Raw genomic sequence first — 14,649 nt, 5'->3', positions numbered from 1 at the left:
GTCCCGGGTGCGGGAATCGATCTGGCTCCGTGAGCGGGCCTCGCCGTCGCGGCAGTCGCCGCTCACGCGTGAGCGCATCGTTGCGGCGGCGGTGCCCCTGCTCGATCGCCACGGTGTGGCCGGGCTGACCATGCGGCGGCTGGCCGAGAGCCTCGACGTGACGGCGACCGCCCTCTACTGGCACGTCACGACCAAGGAGGATGTCCTGGATCTCGCGCTCGACCACATCTTCGGTGAGGTGCCGATGCGCGAGCCGGGGCCCGAGTGGCGCGACGACGTCCGGGCGCTTCTCCGCAGCTGGCGCGATGCGATGCTCCGGCATCCCTGGTCACCGGCGCTGATCGGCCGCCCGGTGCTGGGTCCCGAGGTTCTTGCCCGTACGGAGTATCTGCAGTCAGCGCTGTCCCGGGGAGGCTTGACCGACCTGGAGTTGGCGGTGACGACGCGCCTGCTGGCCAACTTCGTGATCGGGGCGGCGCTGACCGAGGCGTCCCGGGGTGACGGAGACGCGCGTCGCCACATCACGGCCGACTATCCGACCCTGAGCGCCTCGGGTCATCTAGACCCCGCCCGCTGGAACGACGACGTGCTGTTCGACGCCGGCCTCGACGCCATCCTGGCCGGTAGACAGCGTTGATCGGGCTCCGACGATCAGGCGGCGATGACGAAGACCAGGGCCAGCGCGGCGGGAACGGTCTGGACGTAGAGGATGCGTCGGCTGGCCGTGGCCGCGCCGTAGATGCCGGCGATCGCCACGCAGGCCAGGAAGAAGATTTTGGCTGAGGTCAGGTCGGCGATCAGGCCCCAGATCAGGCCCGCAGCCAGGAAGCCGTTGTAGAGGCCCTGGTTGGCGGCGAGCGCGCGCGTCTGCTGGGCGAACTCGGGTGTCAGGCCGAAGGCCTTGTAGCCGCGCGGCTTGGTCCACAGGAACATCTCCAGCGCCAGGATGTATACGTGGATGAGCGCGACCAGCGCCACCAGGACATTCGCCACGACGATCATGGCGGGAGCGTACACGGGGGTTGACAGTGGCCCCGGTCACAGCGGATAACTAACGTACCAGTTCGTACATTGAAGGGAATTGAACAATCTCGAAGAAGTCGAACGAGCTTGAAGAGGTTGAAGGAGCTGAACGAGGTTGGGGGAGCGGGCATGCGCTGTGGGCTGATCGGCGCCGGCATCGGGGCCTCGCTGTCCCCGGTGCTGCATGAGGCCGAAGGGCGCAGTCAGGGGCTCGACCTCAGGTACGAGTTGTTCGACACCGGTGACGCCGACGCGATGAAGACGCTGCTCGACGACGCCGAGAGTGCCGGGTTCGCCGGGCTCAACATCACCCACCCCTTCAAGCAGCAAGTGATCGCGCTGCTCGACGACCTGTCCCCACGGGCCGAAGCGATCGGCGCGGTCAACACGGTGGTCTTCCGTGACGGCCGCCGGCACGGGCACAACACCGACGCGTACGGCTTCGCCCGGGCGTACGGAAGCGAGCTCTCCGGCGAAATCGTCCAGCTGGGTGCGGGTGGCGCCGGCGCGGCGACCGCGTACGCGCTCAACGGGCTCGACCGGGTGAAGCACGTGACGGTCATCGACCCGGACGAGGACAAGCTGGCCAAGTTGATCACCAGCGCCAAGGTCACCGGCGCCAAGGTCACCGGCGCCAAGGTCACCGCTGCGGGGCCGGGTGCGCTCGAAGAGAAGATCAGAACTGCCGACGGCCTGGTCAACGCCACCCCGATCGGCATGAAGGAACACCCCGGAATGCCGCTGCCCGCCGAGCTGCTCCACCGTGGCCTGCGGGTCGTCGACATCGTCTACATGCCCGTCGAGACGATGCTGCTGCGCGCGGCCCGTGACCGGGGCCTGTGGGCGGTCGGCGGCACGGCGATGTGCGCCTACCAGGCCGCCGCCGCCTTCGAGCTGCTCACCGGGCACGCCCCCGACACCGCGCGAATGCTGCGCCACCTGGATGCCGTCCTGGCCTGAGAGGGAGCCCCCATGCATCCGTCCCCGCTCACCGAGAAGACCGCCGAACTCCCGGAGCCCCTGTCCCTGCGCCGCATGATCGGCCCCGGCGTCGTCGCCGTGGGCATCGGCATGGCCGCCGGCGAGATCATCCTGTGGCCCTACCTGACCGCGATCGGCGGTCTCGGCCTGCTCTGGCTGGCCTTCTGCACCCTGGCCGTCCAGTTCGTCATCAACATGGAGATCGAGCGCTACACCCTGGCCACCGGCCAGACCGTGGTGGCCGGCTTCTCCCGCTGGTGGAAGGGCTGGGGCATCCTGATCTGCCTGGCCGGCGCCTTCCAGTACGTCTGGCCGGGCTGGGCCACCAGCGGCTCGACCGTGCTCACCTACCTGTTCGGCGGCGGTGACCCGGTCTGGATCACGGTCATCGGCCTGGTGCTGGTCGGCGCGCTGCTCTCGATCTCCAAAGTGGTCTACACGACCGTCGAACGGGTCGAGTGGGTCAAGGTCGGGCTGACCATCTTCTTCCTGGCTGTCGTGGTCGTCTTCGTCATCTCGCTCAGCACGTGGGGCGACGCCGCCAAGGCCACCGTCGCCGAGTTCGGGCAGATCCCGGACGGCATCACGTTCACGCTCATCCTCAGCGCGATCGGGGCGGCCGGGGCCGGGGGCGTACACAATCTGGTCCTCAGCAACTGGATCCGGGACAAGCGCTACGGCATGGGCGCCCACGTGCCCCGCCTGATCTCCCCGATCACCGGGCAGGAGGAGGCGGCCGGCACCGACCGCTACACGTTCGCCACCGACGAGGCGAACATGGCCCGCTGGCGGGTCTGGTGGAAGCGGGCCAACCTCGAGCACCTGGTCACGTTCGTGGCGGTCTGCTTCGTGACCATCAGCATCATGTGCCTGCTCGCGTACGAGACGCTGTTCGGTCGCGACGACCTCAAGAGCGACACCTCGTTCCTGCGCATCGAGGCCGGCATCCTCGGTGATCAGGTCGGCGACTGGCTCAAGCTGCTGTTTCTGGCCGTCGCCGCGGTGTCGCTGTGGGCGGCCGCGATGGGCCTGCTCGACATCATCGGCCGCGTCGCCGCCGACTTCCTGCGCCGCAACTATCTGCAGACCTCGGCCCGCTGGACCGAGCCCCGCCTCTATCTGACCGTGGTCTGGGCCGAGATCGTGCTGGGCTCGATCATCCTGCTGGCCGGCTTCACCCAGCCGCTGGGTCTGCTGATCGTGTCGACGTGTGCGGCCTCGGTGGTCACGCTGCTCTATTCGACCCTGCTGGTGCGGCTCAACACCAGAGACCTTCCTTCCCCCGTACGCATGAGGGGGTGGCGCCTCGGCGGCATGCTGGTGGCGATCGGCTTCTACGGCTTCTTCGCGGTAGCCATGGTGATCACGCAGCTGCAAAGGCTGTGACGGCGGCCGCCGCGCGGTGGGGGAGGCTGTAGCGGGGCCGTAGGTCAGGCCGCCGCCACGGTCTCCGCGGTGACCAGCGACTCCAGGGCGGCCGCGCTCATCGGCCGCCCGAAGAGGTAGCCCTGCGCGAACCGGTACCCCACGTCGTGCAGCCGCGCCGCCTGCTCCGGCGTCTCCACGCCCTCGGCGACGGCCTCGATGCCGAGATCCTCGGTGAAGCCGATCAGGTTGCGGACGATCACCGCCCCGGCCCGCCCGGCCGTGGCGCCGCTGACGAACGACTTGTCCACCTTGAGCACGTCGACCGGGCAGTCCATGAGCAGGCTCAGCGAGGAGTGGCCGGTGCCGAAGTCGTCCAGCGCGATCCGCAGCCCCAGGGCTTTCAACCGGTGCAGCTGCTCGACGGCGGTGTCGGCGGCCAGCACGGCGGTCTCGGTCACCTCGAGCATCAGGGTCTCGGGCGGCAGCCCGGAGTCGCGCAACATGGTCGCCACGAAGTCGACGAAGTGCGGGTCGGTGAGCTGGCGGGCCGAGACGTTGACGCTGATCCGGCGGGGCGCCCGGTCGCCGAGACGGGTCCGCCAGTCCACCGCCTGGCGGACGGCCTCGCGCAGCACCCAGCGTCCGACCGCGACGATCAGTCCGTTGCTCTCGGCGAGCGGGATGAACTGGTCGGGGCCGAGCAGTCCGCGCTCCGGGTGCTGCCAGCGCAGCAGCACCTCGGCCCCGGTCGCCACACCGGACGGCAGGGCCACGATCGGCTGATAGAGGGCGACGAGCTGGTTTTCCGTCACGGCGTCCCGAAGTTCGGCCGACAGGCGGGCGGCATCGTCGGCGGCCCGGTCCATGGCCGGGTCGAACCAGTGCCAGCGGTCGCCGCCGGCGCTCTTGGCCGCGTACATCGCCACGTCGGCGCGCCGCATCAGCTCGGCCGGGTCGTCGCCGGGCCGGCTGGTGGTGACGCCGACACTGGCCGCGGTGAGCACGGTGTGACCGGCCAGCTCGTACGGGGAACCGATCTTGCCGGTCAGCTGCCGCAGCAACTCGTCGATGTCGGCCGTCTCGGGGATGACCAGGGTGAACTCGTCGCCGCCGAGCCGCGCGACGAACCCCTGGTCGCCGACCACCTCGGTCAGCCGGCTGCTGGTGGCGGTGATGAGCAGGTCGCCGACGTGGTGCCCGAGGCGGTCGTTGACGACCTTGAAGTCGTCCAGATCGATCATGGCGACGTGGAAGCTGCCGCCGGCGTTCAGGCGCTGTTCGAGCAGGGTGCGGTTGGCCAGCCCGGTCAGGCTGTCGTGGGTCGCCTGGTGGGTGAGCTTGTCCTGGTAGTGGCGCAGTTCGTCGAGCAGCCGCTGGTTGTCGCGCAGGGCCAGGATCTGCCGCACGACCACCAGGGCGGTCAGCGTCACGGCGACGATCTGCATCATCGTCGTCTCGCTCGCGTCATCGGTGCCGGTCGCGAGCAGCAGCGCGTCGGTGACGGCCACCGCGGCGTACGGGAGCCAGCTGATCCGCCGGGCCGGGCGCCGTGCCGTCAGAACGCGGTCGCCGTGACGCCACTGGCTCGACGCGGCCAGGATGATCGTCAGCGCGGCCACCGGCACTGAGAGCATGCTGGTCGTCAGGTAGGGCCGGTCGACCAGGAACGGCGACGCCGAACCCATTCCCGCCGCGATGCCGCAGCCGCTCGCCAGGATCTGAATGGCGCGCCGGTCGAGGCGCCCGGCGCCGGCGAAGCCGACCTTGATGAACGTCGCCGCGCCCAGGGCGGCCGAGAGCGTGATGGCCAGCATCGGCCCGGCCGCGCCGGCCTGACTCGTCCACTCGTCGTGGTCGCGCAGCAGCAGATGCCACGTCAGGGCCGCGACCGTGACCAGCACCATGCAGGAGTCGAGCCCGAACCGGACCCAGTCGGCCCGGCTGCGCTGCCACGACGGCAGTCGCAGCAGACCCCAGATCACCAGGCCGAGGACCGACAGATAGAGCGAGAGGGTGACGTTGCCGATGCCCTGCGTCGGTTCGGGGCCGCCGACCGCGTCGATCGTGTTGCCGATCGTGCCGGCGGTGAAGAAGACGCCGGCGAGCGTGAAGGTCCGCCAGAAGCGCCGGGTCGCCGGGTCGAGGCGGGAGTCTCGCGCCGTACGGGCGGAGGCCGCGGCTCCCAGCGCGGCGCCCACCGGCAACGGCAGCCAGCCGACGACCGGATGCGACCACTCGTGCGAGAGCCCGATCAGCACCCAGCCGACGCTGAGCGCGGCCAGTGCCGCACCCGTCAGTTCCAGTCCGTGCGCTCGGTACCAACGAGGCATTTCGTCCCTACTCCATTCGTCTCTGATGTCCTTCTTCGGCGAACATCCGTGCGAGTTGAGAAACGTCTGCTTATTGAGGAGCGCTCAGGATCGTGATGCGAGCGCTCAGGACCGGGCGCGGCCTTAGCCCGTACGGGAAACCTGGTTGTGGCCTGTCGAGCGGGGCCGCGCGGCGTCCGGCGGGCACGCGCCGCTAAAGTCGGACCATGGAGCGGGTACGGGATGCCGAGCGCACCCGAGCCGAGATCATCGAGGTGGCGACACACGAGTTCGCCGATCAGGGATACGCGGGCGCCCGCGTCGACGAGATCGCGGCCAAGACGCGCACCACCAAGCGGATGATCTACTACTACTTCGGCGGCAAAGAGGGCCTCTACCTCGCCGTCCTCGAACAGGCCTACCAGCACATCCGCGCGCTGGAGCAGAAGCTCGACGTGGAACACCTGGAACCGGTCGAGGCGCTGCGCAAGCTGGCCGAGCTCACCTTCGACCACCACGAGCAACACCAGGATTTCGTCCGCCTGGTCGCGATCGAGAACATCCACTACGCCCAGCATCTGATGAAGTCGAGCGCCCGCGACGGCCTGGCCGCGCCCGCCCTCGACGTGCTGAGCCGGATCATGAAGCGCGGCGTCGCGGCCGGCCTGTTCCGCGACGACGTCGACGCCCTTGACGTCCACATGATCATCAGCTCGTTCTGCATCTTCCGCGGCGCCAACCGCTACACGTTCCGGGCCATCTTCGACCGCGACCTGCTCGACCCGTCCTCCCGCTCCCACCAGCGCCAGATGATCGGCGACCTGGTCGTGGCGCACGTGACCGCGGGTGCCCGGGCGGCTGACGACGAATAACGGCCGCGGCGACTGATCACGGTCGCGGCATGTCACCTGGCGCTCACCATGATCTGCGATACTTCCGCGCTATGTCTGCGTTCGATGATCTCTTCGGCCGGCACGTGCTCACGGCCATGGCACGGCAAATGGCGCTCGCCGACGTGATCGGCGAGCGGGACTGGGCGGTCGACATGACCGCGGGCGGGGCGACCTTCGGGCCGGACCTGAAGTTCCCGATCCAGCTGCTCGGCAGTGAGAGCCACCTCGACGGCACCTGGCTGTGGGCCTGGGCCAACCACGCGAGCAACCTGCCACCTGCGCTCACGCACCTCTGCGGCTGGATGCGCGGCTACGGGCAGAACGCGGGCATCGCCGAATTGACCGACGCGTCGTTCCCCCTGGACCGCGCCGACGGCCACCGGCTGGCGTTGCTGGCCTCGGGACTCACCGGGCGGCCGTACTACCGGGGCCCGTACGACGGAGGGGCGCTCTTCTTCCACCTCGAGGGCGTGCCGCCGCACGAGATCACGCCGGAGCGGGCCATCACGGTGATCAGCCAGACCATCTCGGCGTTCGCGTTCGACCACCGTACGGGCGTGGCCGCGTTCTTCGAGCACCAGCGCTGGCCGTACGAGGCGGGGATCGCCCACCACCCGTCCGGCGCCACGATCCACGTCGCGTTCGACGACCAGGGCCGGATCGCCCAGCTCAACGGATCGATCCCGCCGCGCGGGTGAGGCCGCCATTCGGATGAGGCCGCGCGGATGAGGCCGCCACGTGGATGAAGTCGTCGCGCGGATGAAGTCGCCACGCAGACAAAGTCGCCACGCAGACAAAGTCGCCACGCAGATAAGTCGCGTGGATGAGGCCGCCGCGCGGATGAAGGATGAGGTCGCCGGCGAGCGGGGGGCCGGCCGGTGTGTTAGGGCGCGATGGCCCGCTGGACCGTCTCGCGCAGCAGTGTGCGGCGCCGGTCGTGGTCGGCGGCGGGCTCGTCGGGGGAGGCGGCGTAGGCGCGGCTCGTGGCCGACCAGGCGTCGGCCATGGCGACGATCAGGGTCAGCAGGTCGGCCGGATCGCCCGCGCGCAACCGGCCCGCCGCCTGCTCGCGGGCGACGGCCGCGAACTTGTCGGCGAGGTCGACGTCGTCGAACAGCAGTCCCACGCGGCGCTGCTCGAGACGCATCCACCCCATCAGGCGGGCGAACAGCGGCCGGCGCAGGCTCTCGTCGTACATCGCGACGGCCCAGCCCGGCAGATCTCCGGCGTCGAACGTGACCGCGTGGGCGCCCTGGGTGCGCAGATCGTCCACGACCGCGTCGAGCAGGCCTTCCTTGCTGCCGAAATACCCGTACAACTGGGCCTTGTTGGTGCGCGCGGCGGCCGTGATCCGGTCGATCCGGGCGCCGGCGATGCCGAACTCGGCGAACTCCTCGGCGGCCGCGTCGAGGATGCGGCGGCTGGTGGCGGCACCCCTGGTCGTGGTCGGTAGCTCGGGCACGGTCCCACTATACAAACAGACGAGTTAGTTTGCTTTTCGCGGAGGGCGCTCCTATCGTGGGTCGCAGACCGAATAGTTTGTCTGCCTTCGGGAGGGCCCCATGACCACCACATTTGCTTGGCAGAGCACCGGAAACTCGACCGCGCTGTCCAAGGTCACGATCGAGCGCCGCGACCTGCGTGACGACGACATCGCCGTCCAGGTCGACTTCTGCGGCGTCTGCCACAGCGACCTGCACGCTCTCCACGGCCTCACCGGCAAGCCCACGAACGGCCTGGTTCCCGGCCACGAGTTCACCGGCACGGTCACCGCCACCGGTCCGGCCGTGACCGGCTTCGCGGTCGGCGACAAGGTCGCGGTCGGCACGGTTGTCGACTCCTGCGGCGAGTGCGCGATGTGCCGCATCGGCCAGGAGAACTTCTGCTACCAGGGTCCGATCACCACGTACGGCGGCACCGACCGCATCGACGGCACGACGACGCTGGGCGCGTACAGCCGCTCGTACGTGGTCCGCTCGAAGTTCGCCTACCCCCTGCCCGCCGGCCTGGATCCAGCCGCCGCGGCCCCGCTGATGTGCGCCGGCATCACCATGTGGGAGCCCATGCGCGCCGCCGGTGTCGGTCCCGGCAGCCGCGTCGCGGTGGCCGGCCTGGGCGGCCTGGGGCACCTCGGCGTCAAGCTGGCCGTCGCCCTCGGCGCCGAAGTGACGGTCCTCAGCCGCACCGCCGACAAGGCCGCCAACGCCCGCGAGCTGGGTGCCGCCGGCCTGGTGCTGACCACCGACGAGTCGCAGATGAAGCAGGGGTTCGGCCGTTTCGACCTGATCCTCGACACGATCGCCGCCCAGCACGACTTCTCCCCGTTGCTGCGCCTGCTGACGCTGCAGGGCACGTTGAGCATCCTCGGCGCGCCGCTGGAGACCTCGGTGCGCATCATGGACCTGACGTTCGGCCGCAAGAACCTGACCTCGTCCGGCACGGGCGGCACCCGGCACACGGCGGAGCTGCTCGCCTTCGCCGCCGAGCACGCCATCACGGCCGACATCGAGCTGCTGCCGTCCGCCCGTGTCGAGGAGGCCCTGACCCGGCTGGAGAAGGGTGACGTCCGCTACCGCTTCGTCCTCGACATGTCCGACCTGGACCCTCGGTAGCGCGGTAGGACGCATTCGGTATGTCCGGAAAGCATCGACGATCATCGCTTGGTAGCTAGGGTCGGGGCCAGGAAATCCCCCCGAATCCCCCGCAGGAGGGCATCGATGCTTCTTCGACGGTTGGCGGCCGCGCTCATCGCGGTCGTCGCTCTGGCCGGCGTGCAGGTGGCCGGCGCATCACCGGCGCAGGCCGCGCCACGCGTGCTGTACTACGACGCCAGCCAGGCGCAGGAGTTCATCGCCGTGGTCAACCAGGGCGCGCAGATCTGGAACAGCCGGGCCACCAACGTGCGGCTCGAGCCGGTCCCGGCCGGGCGGACCCCGAACATCCGGGTGTACGCCGACAACGGCTGGCCCCGCGCGCAGACCACCTCGCTCGGCAACGGCCGGGTGTGGATGGGCCGCCAGGCGGTCGACCAGGGCTACTACCCGCCGCGCATCGCGGCGCACGAGCTCGGGCACATCCTCGGCCTGCCCGACCGGCGGACCGGCCTGTGTGCCGACCTGATGTCGGGCAGCAGCGCGCCCGTCTCGTGCACCAACTCCTACCCGAACGCGCGTGAGCTGGCCACGGTCGAGGCCAACTTCCGCTCGTCGGCCGCCGTGGCCCCGCAGACGTACGTCTGGCAGCCCGCCCTGGCCGGAGCCGCCGGCTAGAAAGGCGGGTCCCGGAGCCACCGGCTGGAAGGGCCGCGACCTCGCAGGAGGGGAAGTCATGCCGGCGGGCCTCGGATGCCCGTCGGCGTGGCGCCCCGCCGTGCGGTTCAGGAGGCTCGCACCAGGTGGGGCTCGAACAGGTGCGACGTGGCGTGGCCGGCGTGAGTCAGCTGACGGAACAGGGTCTCGGCGGCCGTGCGGGCCATCTCGGCCACCGGGATCTCGACGTGGTCGAGCGGAGACTCCAGCTGGCGCGCGATGGCCGACGGGCAGATCGGCACCACAGTGACGTCGTCCCGGTGGTGGCGGCGCAAGAGGCCCAGCAGCGGGGGCAGGGCGGCCTCGTGCTGCACGACCACACCGGTCAACCGGTCGAGATCGTGGGAGACCGAGCTCAGCCAGGCCTCCACCCCGGGCCAGGTGGGCTCGCAGACCCGCACCGTGCGGGGCGGACCGGGGGCGGCGGTGAAACCCGAGACCGCGTGGCGGGCGTACCCCTTGCCGGGCGGGCCGACCAGCTCGGGCGGTGACATGAGGGCCACGCCGGCGCTGCCCTGGGCGGCCAGGTGGCTCACGGCCAGCGCGGCGGCCGCGGCGAAATCGAGGTCGACGCACGGAAGGTCGGTGCCCTCCGGTGTGCCCAGCACCACGGCCGGCACGCCGGACTCCTCCAGGGTCGCGGCGCGCTGGTCGGTCTCGTCGGTGTCCATCAGGATGACGCCGTCGACCAGGTGGGAGTCGATCACCCGGCGCAGGGCGGCGGAACCGGCGGCCGGGTCGATCAGCAGGACGTCGTGGTCGCGGCCGCGCGCCACTTCCATGATGGTGTGGACGAACTGCTGGATGATCGCGGCGGTCAGGTCTTCGCAGTGGGGCGCGACCAGGCCGATCGTGCGGGTGCGGCCGGCGGCCAGGGCGCCCGCGGCCGCGTTGGGGGTGTAACCCAGATCGCGCACCGCCTGGAGCACCCGCTCGCGGGTCTCGGCGGAGATGCGGCGGCGGCCGGACAGCACGTAGGAGACGGTGCTCGCGGAGACCCCCGCGGCCCGCGCGACGTCAGCGATGCGCGCCATGAACGGATGCTAACTGTCCCGGCCGACAGTTACGCACCCTGGAGGGACAGATAGATCTTGATGTGATCGACGTCGATGCCGCACGGTGAGCCGGCGGAAAGGACCGACGAGAGGAAGCACAGTGCGGAAGACCTTCAAGCGGATGGCCGCGGCGGCCGTGGTGGGCATCGCGGCCTCGGTGGCGATCGCCGCGCCGGCCTGGGCCGTGCGGCCGGGCTGGTTCGATCTGGGCGACCCCAAGGGCATCTACGTGGTGAACGACGCCCGCACGATCACGATCGGCGAGGTCACCCTGACCTACCTCAGCGACACCCAGCAGCAGATCAAGGTGTGTGACTACAACAGCGACGGTTACTACGTGATCGGGCAGGTCAAGTCGGCCGGCGGCAGCCTGATCAGCTACCAGAGCCTCGGCGTGGGCACGGCGAACTGCTTCACCCGCACCCTCGGCTACGGGATCGCCGACTTCCGGTTCATCTGGAAGGACTACACCTCGCCCTGGTTCTCGCAGCTGCGCAACAGCTAGCCGCTCAGCGCACGCCGGATGCTGCCGATGGGGGAGTATGCGCGGCCTCCGGGAATGGTGGCGTCCGGCAGCGATGCCCCTCGTGGTGTGGCTGCTGCTGGTCATCGTGGGCACCGGCGTGCTCCTGTGGCAGCAGGACGGCAGCCGCGAGGACGTCGGCGAGCGTTTCGACGCCGGCGTGAGCACCCTGGGCGACTTCATGACGGGTGTCGCCACCGAGGCGCTCACCCGGGAACGCGTGCAGGCCGAGGCCTCTCTCGCCGACCCGGTCGTCTCGACCCGTGACTTCGAGCGCGCGGTCGCCGGATTCGGCTATCCGGCGGCCGTGCTCATCGACTCCGACGGTCGCGTGTTGCACTCGACCCCGGAGGACCCCGAAGTCATCGGCACCATCATCGGCGGCCGCTACCAGCATCTGCGGGAAGCCCTGCGCGGACGTCCCGCGGTCTCCGGCGTGGTCGACTCGGCGGCCGAGAAGATCCCGGTCGTCGCGTTCGCCGTGCCGTTCGACACCAGCGCGGGCCGCCGCGTGTTCTCCGGGGCCGTGCCGGTGCGGGCGAGCCCCCTGGCCTCGTACTTCACCAGCGCCCTGTCCCTGACCGGCGCCCGCGTGCAGCTGGTCGACACGGCCGGCAACATCGTCGCCGGAACCGAGGAGTTCACCACCAGCGCCCCCACCCTGGCCGACGAGGACGGCCCGCTCGCCGAGGCGCTGACCCGGGACGCGGACGGCCGCTATCAGGCCGACGGCCAGTGGTGGCGGTTCTCCTCGGTCGCCGTGAAGGGCACCCCGTGGCGGCTGTCCGCGACCGTGCCCGAGGACGAGCTCTTCGGCTCGCTGCGCAACACCGAGATCGCCGGCCGGGCCGCGCTGGCCGGTGCCGCCCTGGTCGGGTTCGCCGTGGTGGTGGCGGCCGGGCGGGCCCGGCGCAGCCGCCGGGACCTGCTGCTCAGCGAGCGCCGCTTCCGCAAGGTCTTCGACGGTTCCCGGATCGGCATGGTGGTGGCCGACACCGACGCCCGCTGCCTCCGGGTCAACCCGGCGGCCTGTCAGATCTTCGGCCTGCCCGAGGAGGACCTGATCGGCCGGCGGCTGTCCGACTACACCCACCCCGACGATGCCGGGCTCACCGAGGGGCCGATGCGGGACTGCCTGGCCGGCCGGATCGACGGCTTCGACCTGGACAAACGCTATCTTCGGGCGGACGGCGAGGTGATCGAAGCCAAGATCACGGCGGCGGTTCTGCGGGACGACGACAACCGGCCGCTGTACTTCGCCACCCAGATCATCGACGTCACCGAGCGCAACGCTCTCGAGCGGGACCGCGAGCGCGACCAGGCCGAACTGGCCCACCGGGCCGAGGAGCTGCAGGACGCCAACACCCACCTGGCCGACGTGATGGCGATGCTCAGCCACGACGTCCGGCAGCCCCTGGCGAAGATCGTCGGGCTGGGCGGGCTGGTCGTCGAGGAGTGGGGCGGCCTCCCCGAACACACCAAGGTCAACTATGTGCAGCGGATGACGGCGGCCGGTCACCGGGCCAACGATCTGGTCACCGACATCCTCATGCTGGCCCAGTTCGACGCCGGGGCGATGATGGCCCGGCCCGTACGCCTCGACATCTCCCACGCCGTCCGGGAGGCGGTCTCGGCCCACCACGTCGCTTCGGGCACCCCGGTCACGGTCATCGCCCCCGACGAGACGACCGGGCTGGCCGACCCCGGGCAGCTGCAGCTCATCCTGGGCAACCTGATGACCAACGCCACCAAGTACGGCCGTCCGCCGATCGAGGTGACCGTGGCCAACGCGGGGGAACAGGTCACGATCCGGGTCGCCGACCGCGGTGAGGGCGTGCCGGCCAAGTTCGTGCCGCACCTGTTCGACCGGTTCGCCCGCGCCGACTCCGGGGTGGCGACGACCACGGCGGGCACGGGTCTGGGTCTCTATCTGGTGCGTCAGCTGGCCCAGGCCGGTGGGCTCGACGTCTCGTACGAGCCCAACCAGCCCCAGGGCGCGGTCTTCACCGTGACCGTTCCGCGCATCCTGCCCGCACCCCGCATCTGGGACCCCGAGACCCAGATGGCCCGCTGATCAGAGGTTGGTCAGCCGCTCCAGCTGTTCCGGATAGCGTGCACCCTGAATGTCGATCTTCGCCGCGGCCGTGTCGAGCTCGTGCAAGTCGTCCGCGGTCAGCGTGACCTCGGCCGCTCCGATGTTCTCCTCGAGGCGCTCGATCCGGCGGGTTCCGGGGATCGGCACGATGTACGGCCGCTGGGCGAGCAGCCAGGCCAGGGCGATCTGAGCGATGGTGGCCCCCCGGTCCGCGGCGGTGCGCTGCAGCAGGTCGACCACGGCCTGGTTGGCCTCCCGCGCGTCGGCCGCGAAACGGGGGATGGTCGTCCGGATGTCACCCTCGGTGAACTGGGTGTCGGCGCTGATCGTGCCGGTCAGGAAACCCTTGCCGAGCGGGCTGTACGGCACCAGGCCGATCCCCAGCTCGTCGCACATCGGCAGGATCTCCGCCTCGGGCCGGTGCCACCACAGCGAGTACTCGTTCTGCAGCGCGGTCACCGGTTGCACGGCGTGTGCCCGGCGTACGGTCGTGGCCGCCGCCTCCGACATCCCGAAGTGGCGCACCTTGCCCGCCTCGATGAGCTCCTTGACCGCGCCCGCCACGTCTTCGATCGGCACCTCGGGGTCGACCCGGTGCTGGTAGAACAGGTCGAGCCGGTCGGTGCGCAGCCGCCGGAGCGACGCCTCGGCGACCTGCTTGATGTGTTCGGGCCGGCTGTTCAGCCCCGCCTGCCTGCCGTCGGCGTCGATCGCGAACCCGAACTTGGTGGCGATGACGACCCGGTCACGCAGCGGTTCCAGGGCCTCGCCGACCAGTTCCTCGTTCACGAACGGCCCGTACACCTCGGCGGTGTCGAAGAACGTGACGCCGAGCTCGACCGCCTGCCGCAGCAGCGCGATGTTGGCCGCGCGGTCGGGGCCGGGCCCGTAGCTCTGGCTCATGCCCATCGCCCCGAACCCCAGGGCCGAGACCTCGAGACCGTTGCCCAGAGTGCGCATCCGCATGATTCAGGTTCCTCTCAGATCCGGTTTCCCGTACGACGCTAGGCCGTTCCCGGAGCAGATGAGAGGGCCTGTCATAACCCCTAAGCGGTCGCGGCCGCCGACTGGCCGCCGCGACCACTGACGGGTCA

At 70.3% G+C, this 14,649-nt stretch carries 14 protein-coding genes; 9 read left to right on the top strand and 5 right to left on the bottom strand.

All coding sequences use genetic code 11. From position 1 onward, the window contains the following. The first annotated feature begins 7 nt into the window (after positions 1-7). The gene (locus JIG36_RS53835; RefSeq protein WP_307872509.1) at positions 8-637 is read left to right on the top strand and encodes a TetR/AcrR family transcriptional regulator; all 630 of its coding nucleotides are present in this window, start codon (positions 8-10) and stop codon (positions 635-637) included. 14 nt (positions 638-651) lie between these two features. Here JIG36_RS53835 and JIG36_RS01055 read toward each other — a convergent pair whose 3' ends face one another. Further along, positions 652-1,002 carry a DUF1304 domain-containing protein gene (locus JIG36_RS01055; protein WP_203374061.1) on the bottom strand — a complete coding sequence of 117 codons (351 nt, stop codon included), beginning with the start codon at positions 1,000-1,002 and terminating at the stop codon, positions 652-654. 150 nt (positions 1,003-1,152) lie between these two features. On the opposite strand from JIG36_RS01055, the gene JIG36_RS01050 reads away from it, so the two are divergent. Together JIG36_RS01050 and JIG36_RS01045 are read left to right on the top strand one after the other, a co-directional pair. Beyond that, positions 1,153-1,983, top strand: a complete 831-nt coding sequence (locus JIG36_RS01050; protein ID WP_203374060.1) for a shikimate dehydrogenase — start codon at positions 1,153-1,155, stop codon at positions 1,981-1,983. A gap of 12 nt (positions 1,984-1,995) precedes the next feature. Continuing rightward, positions 1,996-3,390 (top strand): Nramp family divalent metal transporter, encoded by a 1,395-nt coding sequence (locus tag JIG36_RS01045; RefSeq protein ID WP_203374059.1) that lies wholly within the window; start codon positions 1,996-1,998, stop codon positions 3,388-3,390. Between the two features lie 44 nt (positions 3,391-3,434). Here the strand turns inward: JIG36_RS01045 and JIG36_RS01040 are convergent, their stop codons facing one another. Continuing rightward, on the bottom strand, positions 3,435-5,702 hold the full coding sequence (locus JIG36_RS01040; protein ID WP_203374058.1) for a putative bifunctional diguanylate cyclase/phosphodiesterase: 2,268 nt from the start codon (positions 5,700-5,702) through the stop codon (positions 3,435-3,437). 206 nt (positions 5,703-5,908) lie between these two features. On the opposite strand from JIG36_RS01040, the gene JIG36_RS01035 reads away from it, so the two are divergent. Both JIG36_RS01035 and JIG36_RS01030 read left to right on the top strand, forming a co-directional pair. Then, complete coding sequence (locus JIG36_RS01035; protein WP_203374057.1) at positions 5,909-6,553, top strand: TetR/AcrR family transcriptional regulator; 645 nt, start codon at positions 5,909-5,911, stop codon at positions 6,551-6,553. Between the two features lie 71 nt (positions 6,554-6,624). Continuing rightward, a complete protein-coding gene (locus tag JIG36_RS01030; RefSeq protein WP_236045473.1) occupies positions 6,625-7,272 on the top strand; it encodes a DUF6882 domain-containing protein in 648 nt (215 codons plus the stop codon). 185 nt (positions 7,273-7,457) lie between these two features. On the opposite strand, the gene JIG36_RS53830 is transcribed toward JIG36_RS01030, so the two are convergent. Continuing rightward, positions 7,458-8,036 (bottom strand): TetR/AcrR family transcriptional regulator, encoded by a 579-nt coding sequence (locus JIG36_RS53830; RefSeq protein WP_203374055.1) that lies wholly within the window; start codon positions 8,034-8,036, stop codon positions 7,458-7,460. A gap of 100 nt (positions 8,037-8,136) precedes the next feature. On the opposite strand from JIG36_RS53830, the gene JIG36_RS01020 reads away from it, so the two are divergent. After that, positions 8,137-9,186, top strand: coding sequence for an NAD(P)-dependent alcohol dehydrogenase (locus JIG36_RS01020; protein ID WP_203374054.1), 1,050 nt, complete (start codon positions 8,137-8,139; stop codon positions 9,184-9,186). A gap of 105 nt (positions 9,187-9,291) precedes the next feature. Further along, positions 9,292-9,843 (top strand): snapalysin family zinc-dependent metalloprotease, encoded by a 552-nt coding sequence (locus JIG36_RS01015; RefSeq protein WP_236045472.1) that lies wholly within the window; start codon positions 9,292-9,294, stop codon positions 9,841-9,843. A 107-nt stretch (positions 9,844-9,950) separates the two neighbouring features. On the opposite strand, the gene JIG36_RS01010 is transcribed toward JIG36_RS01015, so the two are convergent. After that, positions 9,951-10,916 carry a LacI family DNA-binding transcriptional regulator gene (locus JIG36_RS01010; RefSeq protein WP_203374053.1) on the bottom strand — a complete coding sequence of 322 codons (966 nt, stop codon included), beginning with the start codon at positions 10,914-10,916 and terminating at the stop codon, positions 9,951-9,953. 121 nt (positions 10,917-11,037) lie between these two features. Here JIG36_RS01010 and JIG36_RS01005 point away from each other — a divergent pair, with 121 nt between their 5' ends. Together JIG36_RS01005 and JIG36_RS01000 are read left to right on the top strand one after the other, a co-directional pair. Beyond that, positions 11,038-11,442: a hypothetical protein gene (locus JIG36_RS01005; RefSeq protein WP_203374052.1), complete on the top strand. Its 405-nt coding sequence runs from the start codon at positions 11,038-11,040 to the stop codon at positions 11,440-11,442. A 73-nt stretch (positions 11,443-11,515) separates the two neighbouring features. Beyond that, the gene (locus JIG36_RS01000) at positions 11,516-13,534 is read left to right on the top strand and encodes a sensor histidine kinase (protein WP_203374051.1); all 2,019 of its coding nucleotides are present in this window, start codon (positions 11,516-11,518) and stop codon (positions 13,532-13,534) included. Here JIG36_RS01000 and JIG36_RS00995 read toward each other — a convergent pair whose 3' ends face one another. Continuing rightward, positions 13,535-14,521, bottom strand: a complete 987-nt coding sequence (locus JIG36_RS00995) for an aldo/keto reductase (RefSeq protein ID WP_203374050.1) — start codon at positions 14,519-14,521, stop codon at positions 13,535-13,537. Positions 14,522-14,649 lie beyond the last annotated feature (128 nt).

The sequence above is a fragment of the Paractinoplanes ovalisporus genome (assembly GCF_016834655.1).
GTDB lineage: Bacteria > Actinomycetota > Actinomycetes > Mycobacteriales > Micromonosporaceae > Actinoplanes > Actinoplanes ovalisporus.
Note: the sequence above shows the minus strand (reverse complement) of the source record. Positions and strands in the feature narration are given on the sequence as shown.

What these genes read in the sequence shown, in the direction of transcription:
- JIG36_RS01045 (WP_203374059.1), top strand. Translation starts at nt 1,996, where the DNA reads ATGCATCCGTCCCCGCTCACCGAGAAGACCGCCGAACTCCCGGAGCCC.
- JIG36_RS01000 (WP_203374051.1), top strand. Translation starts at nt 11,516, where the DNA reads ATGCCCCTCGTGGTGTGGCTGCTGCTGGTCATCGTGGGCACCGGCGTG.
- JIG36_RS01035 (WP_203374057.1), top strand. Translation starts at nt 5,909, where the DNA reads ATGGAGCGGGTACGGGATGCCGAGCGCACCCGAGCCGAGATCATCGAG.
- JIG36_RS01020 (WP_203374054.1), top strand. Translation starts at nt 8,137, where the DNA reads ATGACCACCACATTTGCTTGGCAGAGCACCGGAAACTCGACCGCGCTG.
- JIG36_RS00995 (WP_203374050.1), bottom strand. Translation starts at nt 14,521, where the DNA reads ATGCGGATGCGCACTCTGGGCAACGGTCTCGAGGTCTCGGCCCTGGGG.
- JIG36_RS01055 (WP_203374061.1), bottom strand. Translation starts at nt 1,002, where the DNA reads ATGATCGTCGTGGCGAATGTCCTGGTGGCGCTGGTCGCGCTCATCCAC.
- JIG36_RS01040 (WP_203374058.1), bottom strand. Translation starts at nt 5,702, where the DNA reads ATGCCTCGTTGGTACCGAGCGCACGGACTGGAACTGACGGGTGCGGCA.
- JIG36_RS01050 (WP_203374060.1), top strand. Translation starts at nt 1,153, where the DNA reads ATGCGCTGTGGGCTGATCGGCGCCGGCATCGGGGCCTCGCTGTCCCCG.
- JIG36_RS01030 (WP_236045473.1), top strand. Translation starts at nt 6,625, where the DNA reads ATGTCTGCGTTCGATGATCTCTTCGGCCGGCACGTGCTCACGGCCATG.
- JIG36_RS01015 (WP_236045472.1), top strand. Translation starts at nt 9,292, where the DNA reads ATGCTTCTTCGACGGTTGGCGGCCGCGCTCATCGCGGTCGTCGCTCTG.
- JIG36_RS01010 (WP_203374053.1), bottom strand. Translation starts at nt 10,916, where the DNA reads ATGGCGCGCATCGCTGACGTCGCGCGGGCCGCGGGGGTCTCCGCGAGC.